A 17869-nucleotide genomic window follows, 5' to 3' on the forward strand; every position below is an offset into this window, starting at 1 on the left:
CGGAGCGCCGCCGCCGTGTGCCACCATGTCCCCCACCGAGGCCCCGCTCACGGACGGCACACCAAGGTGACCACACAGTTGACGACACCGGACGGCGCTCCGCGGCGGGCGGTCCTCGCCACCTGGCCGACGCCGCTCGAACCCGCGCCACGCCTCGCCCTCGCCCTCGGGCTGGAGGCGGAGGACCTGTGGATCAAGCGGGACGACCTCACTGGTCTCGGCGGCGGCGGCAACAAGGTGCGCAAGCTGGAGTGGCTGTGCGGGGCGGCCCTGGCCGAGCGTGCCACCGTCCTGGTCACCACCGGCGCGCCGCAGAGCAACCACGCCCGGCTGACGGCGGCGGCCGCCTCCCGGCTCGGCCTGGGGGCCGTCCTGGTGCTCGCCGGCCGTCCGGGGGCGTCCTCCTCCGGGAACCTCGCGCTCGACGGGCTCCTCGGCGCCCGGGTGGTGTGGGCCGGCGACACCGGCGCGGCAGCGCTCGACTCCGTCGCACACGGGATCGCCGAGAAGCTGAGCCGGCAGGGCGCCGTTCCGTCGCTCGTCCCCTTCGGCGGCTCCAGTGTGCCCGGCGCCCGGGGCTACGCCGAGTGCGGGCGCGAACTCCTCGCCCAGGCTCCCGGCCTGGACACGGTGGTCACGGCCGTCGGCTCCGGGGGGACCATGGCGGGGCTCGTCGGCGAGCTGGGCGCGCACCGGGTCCTGGGCGTCCACGTCGGCGCCGTGTCCGCCCCCGCCGTCACCGTCTCCCGCCTGGCCTCCGGCCTGACCGGCGCGTACTGCCGGCCGGAGTCGCTGCGACTGCGCATGGACCAGGTGGGGGCCGGCTACGGCACCCTGACGGAAGCGGCCCGGTCCGCGCTTCTCCTCGCCGCGCGCACCGAGGGGCTCGTGCTCGACCCCGTCTACACCGGCCGGGCACTGGCCGGTCTGGCCGCGGCCGTCGCGGACGGCACGGTCCGGCCCGGGCAGCGCACGGTCCTGCTGCACTCCGGCGGTCTGCCCGGTCTCTTCGGCCACGCGCCGGCGCTGGCCGCTGCGGAGTCCGGACTGACCGCCGAGGACACGGACGAGGACGCCGCCGGGCTCTGAACCGCCTCCTCCGTCTCCTCGCAGCGGCTTCCGCCCGGCCGGCTGCCGACGGCCGACTCTGATCAACATCTGATCAACAGACGTGCTGCCAGGGCGAGTTCGAGCGCGTAGTTTGGCGGGAGCAATCGCGCAGGACCTCAGGAAGGGGCTGTTATGGCAGATGGAACGACCACGTCCGAGCAGGTGTCGGCCCGGATCGACACCACCGTCCCGCACTCGGCCCGGATGTGGGACTACTGGCTGGGCGGCAAGAACTACTACGAGGTGGACAAGGCCGCCGGCGACCAGGTCCGCAGCATCCACCCCGGCATCCTGGACTACGCCCGGGCCGACCGGGCGTTCCTGGGCCGTGCGGTGACCCATCTGGCCGGCGAGGCGGGCATCCGGCAGTTCCTGGACATCGGCACCGGCCTGCCGACCAGCGAGAACACCCACGAGGTCGCCCAGCGCACCGCCCCGGACGCCCGGATCGTCTACACCGACAACGACCCCATCGTGCTGGCGCACGCCAGGGCCCTGCTGACCTCCACCCCCGAGGGTGTCACCGACTACCTCGACGCCGATCTGCACGACCCCGACGCCATCCTGCGGGATGCGGCCAGGACTCTGGACTTCACCGAGCCGGTCGCGGTCATGCTGCTGGGCATCGTGATGTTCGTCGAGGAGACCGACCGGGCCCGCGCGATCGTGAGGCGGCTCATGGACGCGGTCCCCTCCGGCAGTCACCTGGTGCTGTCGCACACCATCACCGCCCCCGGGCTGGACGACGTGGACTCGGCGGTCGAGTACTGGAACAGCGTCGGCACGCCGAAGCTCCACCAGCGCACGCCCGAGGAGGTCGCGCGGTTCTTCGACGGGCTGGAACTGCTGGAGCCGGGCGTGGTGTCGTGCTCGCGATGGCGGCCGGAGCCCTCGCCGGCCGGTGGACTCCCCGACGAGGTGGCCTTCTACTGCGGCGTGGCCCGCAAGCCCTGACGGACGCCCGGGCTCGCCCGGACCGGCGGGCCGGCGGAAGCGCGGCGGGCACGGCGGTGGCGGGGACTCGGGCCGGGCGGGGGCGCGCAGGGCCCACCGGGGGAACAGCCGCGTGCGTGCCGGGGCTCCGGGGGGCTGACCGGAACGGACGGGAGGTACGGGAAGGTGACTTTTCGCTTTTCGCGTTTCGACGTCCGGTTCGCAGGTGACGAGTGTGCCGTTGCCCGTCTGCCCCCACGGAGGAGTGAATATGGAACAGCAGCACCCCGTTCCCGGCCGCCCCGGTCCCGAGCCGCCCTCGCTCGAGGAGCCGACCGAGCCCCGGGGGCCGCTGCCTCCCAAGCCCGACCAGAGCGGCCCCGCCACCGTCAGCCCCACCGGGCAGCCCACCGGCGCGGACCGGGCGGTGATGGCGCAGGGCGGGGAGTACCTCACCACCGCGCAGGGACACCGGCTGCCGGACACCGACCACTCCCTGAAGGTGGGCGCCCGCGGGCCGGTGCTGCTGCGGGACCACCATCTGCGGGAGAAGATCACCCACTTCGACCACGAGCGCATCCCCGAGCGCGTGGTGCACGCGCGGGGCGCCGCGGCCCACGGCGTGTTCCGGGGGTACGGCACGGCGGCGAGTGTGACCAGGGCCGCCTTCCTGGGCAAGGACGTCGAGACCCCGGTCTTCGTCCGCTTCTCCACGGTGCTCGGCTCCCGGGGGTCCGCGGACACCGTCCGGGACACCCGGGGTTTCGCGGTGAAGTTCTACACCGGCGAGGGCGTCTTCGACCTGGTGGGGAACAACATCCCGGTCTTCTTCATCCAGGACGCCATCAAGTTCCCCGACGTCATCCACGCGGGCAAGCCGCACCCGGACCGGGAGATCCCGCAGGCGCAGAGCGCGCACGACACCTTCTGGGACTTCGTCTCCCTGCACACCGAGGCCACCCACCACACGCTGTGGAACATGTCCGACCGGGGCATCCCGCGCTCGTACCGGATGATGGAGGGCTTCGGCGTCCACACCTTCCGGCTGGTGGACGCCGACGGCAAAACGACGCTGGCGAAGTTCCACTGGAAGCCGAAGCTCGGTGTGCACTCCCAGGTGTGGGAGGAGGCCCAGATCACGGGCGGCGCCGACCCCGACTTCCACCGGCGCGACCTCGCCGACGCGATCGAGGCGGGCGCCCACCCGCAGTGGGAGCTGGGCATCCAGACGTTCCCCGACACGCCCGAGCAGACCTTCGAGGGCATCGACCTGCTGGACCCGACCAAGATCGTCCCCGAGGAGCTGGCCCCGGTGCAGCCGATCGGGCTGCTGACGCTCGACCGCAATCCGAGCAACTTCTTCGCCGAGACCGAGCAGGTCGCCTTCCACCCGGGCCATCTGGTGCCGGGCATCGACGTCACCGACGACCCGCTGCTGGCCGGGCGGCTGTTCTCCTACATCGACACCCAGATCACCCGGCTGGGCGGACCCAACTTCGCCCAGCTGCCGATCAACCGCCCGCACGCGCCGGTCAACGACATGCTGCGGGACGGCATGCACCAGACCGCCGTGCACCGGGGCACGGCCCCCTACCGGCCCAACTCCCTGGACGGGGGCTGCCCGTTCACCGCCGGGGCCGACGCGGGCGCGTACGTCGAGGTGCCCGTGGAGGTGCCGGCCGGCCGGAAGGTGCGGGAGGCCCCGGCCTCCTTCGCCGACCACTTCAGCCAGCCGCGGCAGTTCTGGCTCAGCCTGTCGCCGGTCGAGCAGGAGCACGTGATCTCCGCCTACACCTTCGAGCTGAGCCGGTGCTACGAGAACGCGATCAGGGAGCGGGTGCTGCGCACGCTCGCCAACATCGACCCCCGGCTGTGCCGGGAGGTCGCCGAGGGTCTCGGGCTGCCGGCGCCCGAGCCGTCCGAGCCCCTGGCCGATGTGGCGTCCAGCCCGGCGCTCTCCCAGGTGGGGCGCGAGTGGCCCGTGGCCGGGCGGATCGTGGGGATCGTCACCGACGGCGGCGATCTGGAGTCCGTGCGCGCGGTCCGGCAGGCGGTGCTCGACCAGGGCATGGTGCCGCTGGTGGTCGCGCCCACCGGCGGTGTGCTGGGCGCGGACACCGGTGACCCCGTCACCGTCCAGCGGACCTTCGCGGCCGCCCGTTCCATCGAGTTCGACGCCCTGCTCCTGGCCGGCGCGCCCGCTCCGGCCGCCGACGCCCACGGGGCCCGGGACGCCAAGGCCGGCAGCGGCAACCGGGGCGAGGACGCCGGGTCGGCGGTCGACCCCCGGGTGGTGCTGCTGGCCGGCGAGGCGTACCGGCACTCCAAGGCCCTCGGCGGCTGGGCGGGCGCCGAGCGGGTCTGGCGGGCGGCGGGCATCGCCTCCGACGCGCCCGGCGTGGTCGGCGGCGGCGACGGCCTGGACGTCCTGCCCGAGGTCGTCCGGCTGCTGGCCCGCCACCGGGTCTGGGAGCGCTTCCCCGCGGCCCTATGACGATCATCCCCCGCCGGGCCCGGCCGGAAGGCCGGGCCCGGCGCGCCGGGAAGGCCGGTTTCCCGCCTGCGACACGGCCCCGTACGGCGCCCGTCGGAGGCGCGTGGCGCGTGGCGTGCCGTCAGACGTTGGGGACGCGCAGCCTCTTCCAGCTGGTGGGGCCGGGGATGCCATCGGCGTCCTTGCCGGTGAAGCCCAGCTTGCGCTGCCAGGCGGCGTAGGACTGCCGGTCGGCCTCGCTCCACCGGGGGCCGGGGCCCACCTTGTAGCGCCCGCAGCCCTCGGCCACGAGCCGCTTGCCCATCGCGGTGACGATCGCGCTCCTGCGGCCGACCCGGAAGAAGTCCGCGCCCGGGTACGGCTCGTACCGCGCGGGCGGTTCGGGCGCGGGCTCGGCGGGGCCGTCCGCCTTTCTGCCCAGGCGCCCGGCGATACGGCCCCGCAGGGCGTCCATCGAGAAGCCGCGCGGGTCCACCTTGCCCGGCTGCCACTCCCGGCCGTCCGATCAGGTCGGCGGCGACGGTGCGGGCCCGGTGCAGCTGGATCGCCGTCTGCTCGTCGGCGCCCACCTCGTCGCCGGTGACCCGGACGGTGCCCAGGATGCTGCGCTCGATCCGCACGCACGCGGTGGTGCGCTCCAGGACCAGGCTCGGCTCGTCCGGTGAACGCGGTTCGCACTCCGGTTCCAGCGACCAGCCCGGCACCAGGGTGCAGTGCCGGACGACGACCTCGCCGACCGGCCCGGTGACGTTCAGGCCGCGTCCGCTGACCAGCAGTCCGTCCAGGGTGACGCGCGGCGCGTCCCGGCCCGGTGCGCACTCCTCGTCCGCGCGGATGTTGAGCGCGTCCGGCCGGTTGCTGTACCAGTCCAGCAGGCGGATCACCGGTCGGGCGCCTTCGGCGGCGCGCAGCTGGAGCCGGTCGCCGGGGCCGAGGTCGAAGTCGAGCTGCTCCTGGTGGGCGCCGCTGTGGGTGATCTCGATGACGCCCTCGGGACCGCAGCGCCCGGCCCGCCGGTCCTCGCGCCACCGCGCGTAGGCGTCCATGATGCGCTGGTGGGCACGGCCGGGGCCGACCCGGTAGACCGTGGCGGCGTCGGGGGTGGTGCGGCCGGGGCGGGCGTACTCGCCGCCGCCGGTGTCGTCGGGGAAGGCGTGGTGGTAGTCGGCCCAGACACCCCGGCGGGGCGCGGAGCGGGGGCCGAAGGCGATCCGGCCGAGCACCGGGTCGACCGCGACCTGGCCGCGGCGCGGGCGGTAGCGCCAGCCGGTGAGGTCGGCGACGGTGATGTCCGGCGGCGGCACCGGCTCCCCGTCCCCGTCCCGCCGGATCACGAAGGACTTGCCCGGCCCGTAGTAGTCCGTGAGCCGGTCGCTCAGCTGCCGGCGGCGGATGTACGCGGGGACGTTGTCGATCGCGGCGACGTGGGTGGCCGACGGTTCCGGTTCGGGCCGGGTCACCAGCGGGGTGTCGTTGCCGAGGATGGAGAAGGTGTAGAGGCTGCGGGCCCGGTCGACGCAGTAGGCGGGGGCGTTCGTGACCGGGTACGGCTTGAGCCGCCACACGTACAGGCCGACTCCGGCCGGGGTGTGCCCGCCGGGCGTGCGGCGCGAGCCGGCGCGCCGTACGTCGGCCGAGCGCGCCGTGGTGGCGAAGGGGCCGCCCGCCAGGTCCAGTGCCGCCCCGTCGCGCAGGTCGGCCAGGCGGCCGCGCTCGAGCCGCCGCCGGCCGGCCGCCGCGGTGCCCGTGCCGTGGAGTCCGACCGGCTGGTGGTGGGCGGTCAGCCGGGAGAGCTCCACCACTCGCGCGGGCCAGTCCGCAGCCGACCGCGCCAGCTCCTCCAGCAGGTGGGGGGTGCCCTTGCGGCGCCGGTTGGCGACCGTGGACGCCACGTCCCGGCGCGGCGCGAGCGCGCGGGCCAGCCGCTGCCGCGAGACGTCGTCCGGGCTGCCGTCCCGCAGGCCGGTGGCCAGGACCCGCTCGTAGCCGGGCAGCGGCCGGTAGCCGACCAGATCGCCGAGGTAGGGCAGCACCCAGTCGGCGGCGGTCTCCACGAACCAGTCGTCGTAGGGCTGCTCCACTCCGGTGCGTACGAGGTCGACCTGCTCGGCGATCACGGCGAGCAGGGCATGCAGGGGCTCTTCCCCCGCCTCCCGCGTCCCGTGTCCGCCGTCCCGCAGCCTGTGCCACTGCGGCAGCAGTTCGGCGAGCCCGTCCGGCTCCCTGCTCATGGCCGTGTCCTTCCGTCGTCCGTCGGGGTCGTGGGGATCGGGGCCGTGCGGACCGTGGGAGCCGCCGGGCTCATCGGGGGGCCTCCGTGAGGATCAGCGTGTCCGCCGCCGCGGGCGTGAGCATCGCGAGCTGGGCCGGGCGGACACCGCGGAAGACGTAGGCCGAGCGGCCCCTGGGAAGCGGCCGGGTGTCGGTGACGTCGGGGTTGAGCCGCAGCAGTTCGGCGAGCGTGATGCCGTGGCGGGCGGCGATCGAGCCGAGCGTCTCGCCGTCCTCGGCGGTGACGGTGTGGACGTGTTCGTCGTACCGGGCGGGACGGGCCTGCACGGTCTCCTGCGGTCCGGTACGTCCCCCGCCGGGGAGGAGCGGGCCGCCGGGCAGGGCGGACGCGGGCACGCCCGAGAAGACGTCCACGTCCACGTGCTCCACGCCGGGCACCGAGTGGGCCGTCGCCAGGACCTCCGACAGCCGGGCGGGCTGCCCCAGCTCCCGCCCCTGGAAGCCCATCGCGTCCAGCAGCGCCTGTCGCAGCCGGGGCTCGACGAGGGCCCAGGAGTGGTCGGGCCCGACCGCCACCCGGGCCGCCAGGAGCAGCAGCACCGGCTCGCGCACGTCCACGCGCACCGGCAGCCGGGAGTCGCCGTGGGCGGCGAGGGCGGTGCGCAGGGCGTGCAGGGTGTCGGCGTCCGCGCCGATCGGCGCGTCGTCCACGCCCGCGACCGTCACGTGCAGCACCTGCCGCCGCCCGTCGAACACCTCCCGCGCGCTGGCCCGGCCGATGCCCGCCCGGCATCGGGTGAAGTCCTCGTAGTCCTGGACGGAGACCAGCCGGTCGAGCGCGGAGACGGCGAGCGGGATGCCGCGTCTGGTCGCCTCCGGTCCGTCGGCCCGCGTGCCGCCGGTCGCGGGCAGCGGGTTGGTGACGGCGGTGACGCCCAGCGGCCGGGAGACGGCCTGGGTGACGCGGCCGGCCGCGACGTTGGCGGCGCCGCCGGTGCCGGAGCGGTAGCGGGCCCGTACGTTCTCGTGCCCGGTGGGCAGTCGCGCGCCGTTCACACCGTCGCCGAACGTGACGGTGGTGCGGCCTTCGGCATCAGCGCCGATGACGTACACCCGCTCCTGCGGTCCGTGTCCGGCGAGGCTGCCGACGGGGTGCCACAGCAGTCCGTCGACGCGTACCTCCAGGGCCGGCCGGGCGCCCAGGGCGCTGTCCGCGGGCAGCCAGGTCAGCGGGGCGTTCCAGAGGGCGAATCTCTGGCCCGCCCGGCCCGCGTCGCCGCTGCCGACGGCCTCGTCGCGCCTCTCGCCGTGTGTCGCGGGCACCACGTTGCCGTGGATCACCAGCGTCTCGCGCCGGTAGCGGTGGGCGAGATCGGCGGTGAGGGTGAGCACGGTGTGGACGTGGTCGCCGGGCAGTTCCGGATCGACCCGCTGTTCGACGGCGGCGATCACCGCGAGTTCGGTGCCGCGCACCCCGGTGGTGCCGGGGACGTCGGTGCGCTCGCCGGAGAGGATCAGCGTCCGGCCGGGCCTCAGCCCGTCGTACAGCTCGGCCAGTTCGAGTTCGTTGCCGCCCACGTCGTCGCCCAGCGGCTCGTCGGCGGGCCGCAGCGGCTCGCCCGCCGCGTGCACGGTGGCGTCCCGGATGTGGGACAGCAGCACGTCGTGCTCGTCCAGCCAGGGGTCGGCGAGGGTCAGCTCGGTGCCCCGCCCGGTGATTCCGTACCGGGCGTAGGAGCCGGTGCGCACGGCCGTCACACGGGTGGTGACCAGCGAGAGCCCGCTGTCGCCGGGGACGCCGTCCGGGGCGCCCTTGCGGGGGCGCTCGATCGCGACCCAGCTGCCCGCGGTGATCCTCTCGTGCACGGTGTCCAGGGCCAGGACGTTGCGGTGGACGGCCTCGGGGACGGTGGCGATGCCGATCTCCACGGCCGCCGGCCCCCCGCCGGTCCGGTACACGACGGTCAGCTCGTGGCCGCCGTACGTGGCCCGCTCCGGCCTGTCCGGGGCCAGGTGCCACTGCAGCGGCGGTTCGCCGTTCCTTATGGCGACCTGCACCCGGGCGTCCGCCCCCGGCCTGGAGACGAACAGCGTCAACTCCGGCAGCCCGCCGCTCAGTTCTGCCGTGACCCCCGGTTCCCGGGAGTCGACCGGGCGCCGCCGCAGCCGACTCAGGTCGTTGTCCTGCCCGGTGCGGGTGGACAGCCGGACCTCCCCGGGGCCGAGGGCGAAGCGGACATCGGCGGGGAGGTTCTCGGCGCGCTGCACCGACGCGGTCGTCTCCGCGTGCACGAACTCGGCCCTGACCGGCACCTTCCCGGTCGTGTCGAACACGATCCGCGCGGTGGTCAGCGTGTTGCCCGTCAGCGGCCAGTCGGACTGCCGGATCACCCGGCCGCGCTCGTCCTGCACCGGTTTGAGGGGCGCCGTCGAGCCGAAGGGCGCGGCCGTCACCCGCATCGCCAGCAGATCGGTGAGGGCCCCGGGGACCGGGGGTGCGGCCGGCGCCGAGCGGCGCCAGGCCCGGTGGAGCTCGCCGGACAGCGACGGGTCCAGCGCCGCCGCCAGCCGTGCGCCCAGGTCGGACTCCGGTCCGAACAGCCGTGCGGGGTCCGCCGGTGCGGCGCCGGCCGCGGACGGGCGGTGCGTCGCCCATCCCGTGCCCGTGCCCGGGGAGCGCAGCGCGGGCAGCAGCCCGCCGAGCGCGCGGGCGGCCGCGCCACCCGGCCCTTCGCCGGCTCCGGTGCCCGCGGTGCCCCCTGCCGCGAACCGGCCCTCGAAGCCGTCCGGCCGCAGCGGTTCCAGCTCCGCCGCCCTCTCCCGGAGGTCGACGAGTACGGCGGCCAGCCGCTCGAACCAGGCGGCGCTCTCCCGGTGGGGCCCGGCCAGTGCCCGCGCCTCCTCCAGCCGGTCCACGGGTTCCTCCATCCGGCGGGTGAGCGCCGCGGGGGTGTCCAGCAGGTCGAGGTCGGCCCGCAGCCGGCCGAGCACCTGCTCGTCGAACTCCTCGACGAGCAGGCTGCCCACCGGCCGGGGGTTGGGGCTGTCGGCGGCCGGTGTGATCCAGCGCTGCAGCTCGCCGACCAGCTCGGCCAGGGTCGGGGGCGGGGAGACGGGCAGGCCGAGGGCCGTGCTGTCGTCGTCCCGGTCGATGCGGACGCGCGTCACCGGCAGCAGCAGCCGCCTCCCGGAGCCCGCAGGGCCTTCGGGCGCTCCGGGGCCTTGGGGGCCGGCGCCGCCGAAGACGAACAGCAGGCGGTCGCCCACCGACAGGGCGTTGGCCGTGCCCGCGACGTACAGCTCCGAGCGTTCCCGCAGATCCTCGTGGGTCAGCGGGGCCGGGCGGCGCCGCCGCACCCTCAGGTCGTTCCACGACCAGCGGGCCGTCAGGTCCTCGGTCGTCTCGAACGTCTGCGCCTCCTCCCGGGAGGAGGCGGGCACGCTGTGGCTTCGCGAGCCGCGCGGGATCAGCACGGGGACGTCCTCGCGGCTGCGCGGGTCGCGGTCCACCGTGTACGCCAGATGGGTGTCGGCGGCGATCCCGGGGCGCGGCCGGTAGCCGACCAGCCGGCCCAGCCGTACCAGCGAGCGGTGGTCGTCGGCGGTGCGCAGATAGCCCTCGTCGGCGATCCGCTCGGAGTGGAAGGTCAGCAGATCGCCCAGGACCGCCCAGGCGTCCAGCAGCGTGATCGCCGGGTCGTCGGGGGTGCGGACGGTCAGCCGGCGCAGGGCCGGATAGGCGGGCGAGGCGAGCCGGTCGAGCATCGCCGCCAGGAAGGAGCCGTACTCGCCCACCCGGTGGTCGAGCGCGGTGCGTCCCGGCGGATTGTGAGGGGCCCGCGGCGCGCGGCGCTCGTCGTGGCGCCCGCCGCCGGGTGCGCGGCCGTGGGAGCGGCCGCCGCTGTGGTCACCGGTCATCGCGTACCTCCCAGCCTCAGGACGAGGCGGCCGTTCTCCGGCCGCTCCGGGTCGTTGTCGCATCGGGCGACCTCCAGCGGGGCCGGCCGCAGCACCCCGTCGTCCGGTACCGGGCCGCCTGCCGGATCCGGGGCGTCTGTGGAGGAGTCCGCGAACAGCCGCCGCAGCCTGGTGACGCGTACGCTCTCCACTCCCTGGACGGCCGCGGCTACGGCCACCAGGCGGCTGAGCCGTACCGGCTCGCCGAAACCGAGCGCGTCCGGGTGGAAGAGGCCGAGCCGGCCTCCGGGCAGCCGGCGGTTGCCGAGCACCATGCGCAGGTCGGCCAGGATCCGGCCCGTCTGGTGGCCGGGCGTCACGCACACCTCCACCTCGATGTCCAGCGGCACCGGCCGCGCGGGCCCGACCACCAGGTCGTGGCCGATCAGGCGGTAGGCCTCCAGCGACTGCGCCACCGCATCGAGGAGTTCCGCGGGCGCCTGTCCGGTGCCGTCGGCGTCGATGGCCACGTGCGCCTCCCGCACACTGCCCGTCCAGCGGATCTCGGCCGCCGCACGCCGCACGCCGGGCAGGGCGGAGGCCAGTTCGGCGTAGTCCCGCGCGGTCACGGCGCGCAGCCGCACCCGCCCCGGGGCCGACGGGGCGAGCCGGCGCACCTGGTCGACGGGCTCCGGCCCGGTGCCGCCGGCGGCCGGCAGCGGGTTGCGCACCCCGGCCACGGGCAGTGGCTCGCCCGCGTCCGTCCCCTCTCCGGCCTCTCCGGCTTTCCCGGCCTCCCGGCACAGCACCAGGTGGTTGATGGCCTCGGCTCCGACGTTGCCGGCCGTGCCGCCGCCCAGCCGGTAGTGGACCTCCAAGGTGGTGCCCGGTTCGGGCCGGGCTCCGTGCACACCGTCGCCGAAGCGCAGCGCGAGCCGTCCGTCGTCCTCCAGTTCACCGGTGAAGTGGCGGTCGCGGGAGCCGCTGCCGAGGAGGTCGCGGCGCGGCTCCCACACGGCTTCCTCTCCGTCCCCGCCGTCCCCGCTTCCGCTTCCGCTTCCGCTTCCGCCGGTCAGCCGTACGGCCGGGAGCGCCGCGCGGGGATCAGGGGTCAGCGCGGACGCGGGTCCGTGCAGCTCCGGCTCGTCCGGGTGGAGTCCGGCGGCGTACACCGGGCCCCAGTCGTGGGCGATCTCCCAGGCCGTGCGCCCGTCCAGGACCCGTCCGGCCCGGGCCCGTGCCGTCAGCACCTCCAGCCGGCGCAGCTTCGCCGCCAGCAGCCGTTCGGCTCGGTGGAGCAGCTCGCGCAGAGCGGGCACCGGGCGGCGGCGAAGCTCCAGCCGCTCCAGCGTCCCCATCCCGAACAGCACGGCCAGTTCGGCGATCTCCCCCTCGTCCAGCCCGTCGCGGTCGCGGGCGCTGCGCCACAGCTCCACCAGCCGCTGCCGCGCCCGTCCGGGGACGGCGGCCAGCCGTTCGGCCTGGCCGGCCGAGACATGGCGGGGGTCGGGGAACGGCGCGGTCTGGGCGACGGGGAAGCGGTGCAGGCGTGGGCGGAGACGCGGGGCGATACCGGGGTGGACGGACTGGGCGAGCAGCGCCTCCAGCGCGGCCTCCTGCTCGTAGGCGGTGCCGGGCACCGCCTTCTCCCCCTTCCGTCCCGCCCTCTCCACACCGAGCCCGGCCCGCCGTACCGCCTCCTCGCCGACCGCCTCGGACAGTTGGCGGATGTGCGCCGGTGTCAGCGGTCTGCCGGAGCCGGTCTGCCGGAGCCGGTCCATGATCAGCCTGCCGGGCCGGTTGCCCTCCGCCGCGTCCGGGCCCGTCCGGCAGCCGGATGACGGCCCGCAGGACGGGACGACGGCGGGCACCGGCGGTACGCGCAGGCGCTCGGGGAGGTTTCCGCAGAAGGTGAGCGAGCGGCCGTGGTCGACGAGGGCCACGTTGCCGCGCGCGACGGTGATGTCCTCCACCGGCTCGCAGTCCCGGCCGCCGGGCGTGGTCAGGTGCAGCGGGGAGGCCGGCGCGTCCTCGCGGGCCCAGGTGACCTCCAGCACCGGCTGGTCGCACAGCCGGTCGACGGCCGGGGTGACGGAGGTCAGCCGTACCGCCTGCCGACGGGTGGGGTCGGCGTCGCCGGGGGTGCCCGAGCGCGGGCCCTTCACCTCCTCCAGCACCAGCAGGTCGCCGGGGCGCAGGTCCAGCCGCCGCTCCCGGCGGCCCTCGCCGGCGGCCTCGTCGCTCCCCTCGTCGGTCTGTGTGGTCTCGGTGGCCCCTACGGGCGGACGGTGTCCCTGAGCGCGATCAGGCCCTCGCGCGAGAGCGTGAAGTTCTGCCGGTACGAGCCGGGCGTGAGGTTGTGCGTGACGGAGGTGACGTAGTACTCGCCGTCGTAGGTCACGCCCGCCCCGCGCACGCCGACGAGTTCGCGCGGGCGCAGTACGTAGCCGTGGCGGTTGACGTCGAGCTGCCCGGAGCCGGAGATCGCGTCGGCGGATGTCGCGGCCCTCGCCAGCGCCTCGGCCCTGGCCTGCGCCTGGTCCTTCTTGGCGGTGCCGGTCAGCCGGCGGCGCTTGAGGGCCGGGCTCGCGCGCCTGCCCAGCGGCGGCCGCAGCGGGCCGATGTCGGGCTGGGGGATCAGGGTGGACTCGCGGGTGCGCGGATCCTGCCAGTGGGCCTGCGGCTCCTCGCGGGCGGCGCCGTCGTAGGCGAAGGTGAGCTGGTCGACGGTGGAGTGGACGTCCATGTTGACGTTGAGCGCGTGCTGCGGCAGGCCGACGCGGCGCTGCGGGCCCCAGTAGGCGGTGGAGCGGCCGGGCCGCGGGCCGGGCTCCAGGTAGAAGACATAGCCGTTGGCGCGGGCCAGTTCTTTGACGTAGGCCAGGTCCGTGCCGGTCTGGTAGTCCACGCGGTGCTCGGCGCGGGGCTGCTGGACGATCTGCTCGGGGTGGACGTCCGGGTGGACGCCGTAGTCGGCGTACCGGGCCAGGATGCGCTCCACCCGGCGGGCCGGGGAGAGGTTCGGGTAGCGGTCCACCCTCTCCTCCAGGTCCATCAGGATGCTCAGGTCCTCGCCGGTGACGGTCAGGGTCGTCCGGCCGGGCTGATTGCTCGCCCCGATCTCCTGGCGCACGATCAGGCCGTCGAGGAGGACGGTCGGCGTGCCCTTGACGGTCGTGGTGACGATGACGCGGGTGCGCGGGTCGAAGAACCCCTCGGGCAGCAGGTTCGAGATGATCGCGCCCTTCTTGGTGAGGTCGAACGCCAGCTGGAAACCGGAGCGTTCGCCCGCGGTGCTGGTGATCTGCGCGGACAGCAGCGCCTCGCTCACCGCTTCGGGCACGGGCCGGGCCAGGTGGGGGCCCATGCTCAGGGTCAGGTGGATCGGCCCGCCGCCGACACGCTCATCGGCCATGCGCGCCTCCTCCCGGGAAGCCGCCGGGCAGCGGCACGTCGATCTCCCGTCCCGGCTCGGCGGTCAGCTCGCGCGGGTCGAGGACGGGGTTGGCGTCGGCGATCCGCCACCACTGGGAGGGGTCGCCGAAGTAGCGCTGGGCGAGCTGGTCGGGGCGCTCGCCGCCGCTGACGGTGTGGACGGCGGTCCCCTCCTCCCCCTCCTCCGGGAGCGGGGGCAGCAACCGCCGTCTGGCGTAACGGACTTCGGTGCCGTCGGGCATCCGGTGCACGGCGATCTCGGCGTCGTGGTAGCGGCTCGTCCTCGGATACGGATGTGATCCTGGGATCCCGTCCTGCGGACCGCCGTAGGTCCCGCTCTCGTCGGCCATGGCCTCTCACACCCTCCCGTTCCGATGTCGGCCCCGGTCAGACCGAGCGCCCCCGAAGTCCCCGCCCGCGCGGTGCCGGCCAGCCGCTCCTTCTGCGCCAGATGGGCCAGGTACAGCTCGGCGCCGCGGTGCCCGGCGGGCAGATCGCTCACCGTCAGCACCTTCATCCCGATGCTCAGGCTCGCCCGTATCGGGTTCAGGTTCACGTCGAAGGCGGACTCGTTGACCGACAGCTCCGTCAGCCGCACGGGCATGACGCGCTTGCTGCCCCAGGTGAACAGGGTCAGCGGCATCTCGATCGGGCTGATCTCGATGGCGCCCTTCCTCGACAGCCGCGTGGCCTCCCTCATCTGGGCGGTGGTCGGCTGTACGAGCATCTCCAGCGTCGCGAGCTGCGGATGGATTCCGTCGGGCGCCGCCAGCTCCAGCTGGTCGGTGGCGTCGATCTCGGCGGTGAACTTCCACGTCTCCTGCGCCGGCCCCTTCAGCCGCAGCGCCTCGTTGCGGTCCCCTCCGCTCCCCCCGCCCCCGGCGTCACCGCTCCCACCCGCGGCCTGCGGACTGATGCTGCGCTCCAGGGTGTCGGGGTTGAACTGCAGCACGATGATGCGCTGCGGTATCCCCCGCTCGGGGTCGACGATCACGATCCCGGACCGGATGGGCCTGGGAATGTCCGCGTAGCGGGTCAAAGGATTCCCCGATCTCGTCAGTGTTGGATCTGCGTGCACGACACACGACATCCGTCACACCAGAAGCAGTAGATGATCCCGTCATAATTCATGTCACCGAACGGAGTCCGACCGCAGTCCATCGTCGCGGCATAGGGCATGGAATTTCCACAGTCGGGACACCTGGGATGAATGTCCGGATCTCGCCATGCCGGTAGACCTCCAACCTGATGACCAGCATTTCCCGGCATTTCCCGGAGACTGATTCCCGTCTGATTCGGATGCCTTTCCAGAACAAGAGACAGTTCCCCCGGCGTAATTGACACACCTGGATCACTCACCCCCTTGGGGCCGTAGAAGACATGCATGCCACTGGCATCCACCCGGACGGTGACCGAATCCATGACGCCGCAGTCACATGAGTACCAGTAAAAAATCGGGTCGTTTGCAAATTCATACGGAAGTGATTGTGCGGACAGTTCGAGTAGGCGCGCTGCGGGTGCCTCACACATATGGCACACCGGCACTTCGCCCTCCGTATTGCCTCCAACGGCATGAGGGCCCTCCTCTCGGCCGGATACAAACCCCCTAAACGCCGGCCAACTCCCCGCCGGCTTCCCCGTATCCGGAAGCTGTCCCGCCAGTTCGAGCAGCGTCTCCCACCGCGCAGAATCCTCGATCTCGCCACGCAGAGAGCGAATGATTTCCCTGGACCGCTCGGTTCGAGCGTAGGCGAGAGCGATCAATGCGCGCGGGTCACCACTGCGGCGCCAGTCCTTCAGAAAACTTTCCGTCTTACTGTCGGGCGCCCCGGACAGCAAGGCTCGCTGGACGTACTCGTCATCGATCCGTTCCGCGAACGGACGAAGCCGTTCCGGAAAATACTTCCCGACAACGAAGACCACGTCCGAAAGTGCGGGCACGGAATCACCGCGCGCCAGGTAGTCCGAAACGAGTTCGTCGATCATCGCCCCGGGCAGCCAGGGAACCAACCGCGAGACGGCGGAGAGCAGCCGAGGTTCATGTCGCAACCGGTCCGCTGCGCGTGTCTTCTCCTCCACGGCCCCGGGAATGAACTCGAAGTATTGCGTGAGATAGGCGGCAACGCGCCGGTTGTCAGTCCGAAGGAGGCACTCGAGCGCGGCCGAGATTCCACGGTCCGGCTCCGCCGCAAGCCGCGCGAACACCTGCACCCGCCGCTCCGGAACCGAGATGTCCTCTCGTGCCAGAATTTTCTCGACTTCATGCAGAAATTTCATCTCTTGGCTTCTTTCAGGTATTTCAAAATCAGCGCATCGATCTCCAGAGAATTATCGATGATCCGCTTGTCGACCAAGTTCTTGTAGTGTCGGGCGAAGTGGGTTACGTATTCTTTCGTCAGTTCGTCGGGAGGTGGCGGCCCCTTGAGGAACTTGAAATAGTATTCAAAGTCCTTCTTCGCCGCCAGGGTGAGATTCCTGGCATCCTCCTGGATCTGAGCGTCGGTGTTCTTGTTACCGTAGGTACGCCCTTCCTTGTGTATTCTATTAGGCAACATGACCGCCAGGGCATTATTGTAATGAGCCCTTCCATTGGGATCCTTCCGCGTACGCAGAACCGGCCCACCGAGCACTTCCTCCCGTTTTTTCTCAAGTTCTGCCTGGCTTCGCTCGGTCAGTTCCTCACCTGCCTCCTGGTCCAGGAGCTCCCGCAGTCGCGGATCTCTCGCCGCCGCTTCCTCCAGCTTCACCTTCTGGCTGTTCTTCGCCGCCAGAAAGACCGCGGCACCGGAGGGAATGTGGTCGGGCGTCAAATCGTCTTTCTTCTTTGCGCGCTGTCCCGGCCGGGGTATGCCGTCGCGCGGGATACGTGCTCCCTCCACATACGGGAGCGTCTCACCGATCTGCACGTACTGGTTCTTCGGGACATCAAGAGGGTGGTCCTTGAGAAGCTTATCCAATTCCGGATTCAATGGTACGTCGACCTCACCCTCCCCCGCCGGCATTTCGGGGTTGAGGTGCGCCATGATGGCGAACTTCTCCCGGCCCTGAATTTCCAATGCGGTGAGCCGGTACCAGGCGCGCATTCCCGCCAGCGTCGCCCGCATCACCTGGCGGTGCACCCCCCGGTCGAGCAAACGCTTCAGCCGGGGACGGACTCGCGCAACGATCCTCCGCAGTCTGTCCGTCTTCGACTCAGGGGAGTTCTCCCTCAGCCGTCGCCGCTCATGCTGCCACCGCCTCTGTTCACCTGCTCTCCGCTGCTGTCGCCTCCGCTCCTGGCGGCGACGGCGCTGGTCGAGCAGGAGGTCGCGGCGACGGCGGTAGGCGTCGCGCATGCGGCGGGCGTTGTTGTCCAGGGAGCGGCCGAGGCGGCCGTCGCGGTCCTTGCGGTCCAGGGCCTGCTTGGCCCTGCGGATGCGGTTCCGGGCGGCCTTGACCGTCTGCTTCACTCGGTTCGCGGCACGGCTCTCCGGCAAGGGGCGGCGCCGGCGCGAGGTGGTGGGCCTCGTGCCCTCCGTCTCATGGCGCGGACGGGTCCGGGCACGGTCCTGGTCACCGTCCCGTCCGGTGTCCTGGGTGCGGCGGCCGGGCCGGTCCGTACGTGCGCGGTCGTCCGGGCGGGGGGTGTCGGGGCGGGACCGGGGCGAGTCCGGCCGCCGGATCGGGCGGGTCTGCGGGCGGGGCCGCTTCGGCTTGGCCGGCGGCTTGCGTGACATCTCCGCGTTCGCCCGGCGCGTGCGCTCCTGCGCCCTCCTCGCCTCCTCCTGC

At 73.2% G+C, this 17869-nt stretch carries 8 protein-coding genes and 3 pseudogenes; 3 read left to right on the forward strand and 8 right to left on the reverse strand.

What is annotated here, in order from left to right:
- Positions 1-78: 78 nt before the first annotated feature.
- The 3 genes from IQ279_RS09865 (at position 79) to IQ279_RS09875 (ending at position 4537) form a co-directional block, all read left to right on the forward strand.
- Positions 79-1089 (forward strand): pyridoxal-phosphate dependent enzyme, encoded by a 1011-nt coding sequence (locus tag IQ279_RS09865; protein ID WP_206347999.1) that lies wholly within the window; start codon positions 79-81, stop codon positions 1087-1089.
- Positions 1090-1242: 153 nt separating this feature from the next.
- Positions 1243-2064: an SAM-dependent methyltransferase gene (locus IQ279_RS09870; RefSeq protein WP_206348000.1), complete on the forward strand. Its 822-nt coding sequence runs from the start codon at positions 1243-1245 to the stop codon at positions 2062-2064.
- A 250-nt stretch (positions 2065-2314) separates the two neighbouring features.
- Positions 2315-4537, forward strand: coding sequence for a catalase (locus IQ279_RS09875; protein ID WP_206348001.1), 2223 nt, complete (start codon positions 2315-2317; stop codon positions 4535-4537).
- A gap of 121 nt (positions 4538-4658) precedes the next feature.
- On the opposite strand, the pseudogene IQ279_RS09880 reads toward IQ279_RS09875, so the two are convergent.
- From IQ279_RS09880 to IQ279_RS09910, 8 genes and pseudogenes are all read right to left on the reverse strand, one after another.
- Positions 4659-5030, reverse strand: a pseudogene (locus tag IQ279_RS09880) (peptidoglycan-binding protein); the annotation flags it as partial.
- Positions 5031-5094: 64 nt separating this feature from the next.
- Positions 5095-6768 (reverse strand): annotated as a pseudogene (locus IQ279_RS27895) (hypothetical protein); the annotation flags it as partial.
- Between the two features lie 70 nt (positions 6769-6838).
- Positions 6839-10687, reverse strand: a complete 3849-nt coding sequence (locus IQ279_RS09890; RefSeq protein WP_206348003.1) for a putative baseplate assembly protein — start codon at positions 10685-10687, stop codon at positions 6839-6841.
- Positions 10684-12843: a putative baseplate assembly protein gene (locus IQ279_RS09895; RefSeq protein ID WP_372445112.1), complete on the reverse strand. Its 2160-nt coding sequence runs from the start codon at positions 12841-12843 to the stop codon at positions 10684-10686. Before IQ279_RS09895 ends, IQ279_RS09890 begins: the two co-directional genes overlap by 4 nt.
- Before the next feature lie 98 nt (positions 12844-12941).
- The gene (locus IQ279_RS27900; protein ID WP_241027880.1) at positions 12942-14081 is read right to left on the reverse strand and encodes a hypothetical protein; all 1140 of its coding nucleotides are present in this window, start codon (positions 14079-14081) and stop codon (positions 12942-12944) included.
- Positions 14071-14451 carry a LysM peptidoglycan-binding domain-containing protein gene (locus IQ279_RS09900; RefSeq protein ID WP_206348004.1) on the reverse strand — a complete coding sequence of 127 codons (381 nt, stop codon included), beginning with the start codon at positions 14449-14451 and terminating at the stop codon, positions 14071-14073. The genes IQ279_RS27900 and IQ279_RS09900 overlap by 11 nt, the downstream gene beginning before the upstream one ends.
- 14 nt (positions 14452-14465) lie before the next feature.
- A pseudogene (locus tag IQ279_RS27905) lies at positions 14466-15140 on the reverse strand (hypothetical protein); the annotation flags it as partial.
- Between the two features lie 17 nt (positions 15141-15157).
- The gene (locus IQ279_RS09910) at positions 15158-16378 is read right to left on the reverse strand and encodes a hypothetical protein (protein ID WP_206348006.1); all 1221 of its coding nucleotides are present in this window, start codon (positions 16376-16378) and stop codon (positions 15158-15160) included.
- Positions 16379-17869 lie beyond the last annotated feature (1491 nt).

Source organism: Streptomyces verrucosisporus, from assembly GCF_017114865.1.
Classification (GTDB): Bacteria; Actinomycetota; Actinomycetes; order Streptomycetales; family Streptomycetaceae; genus Streptomyces; species Streptomyces fenghuangensis.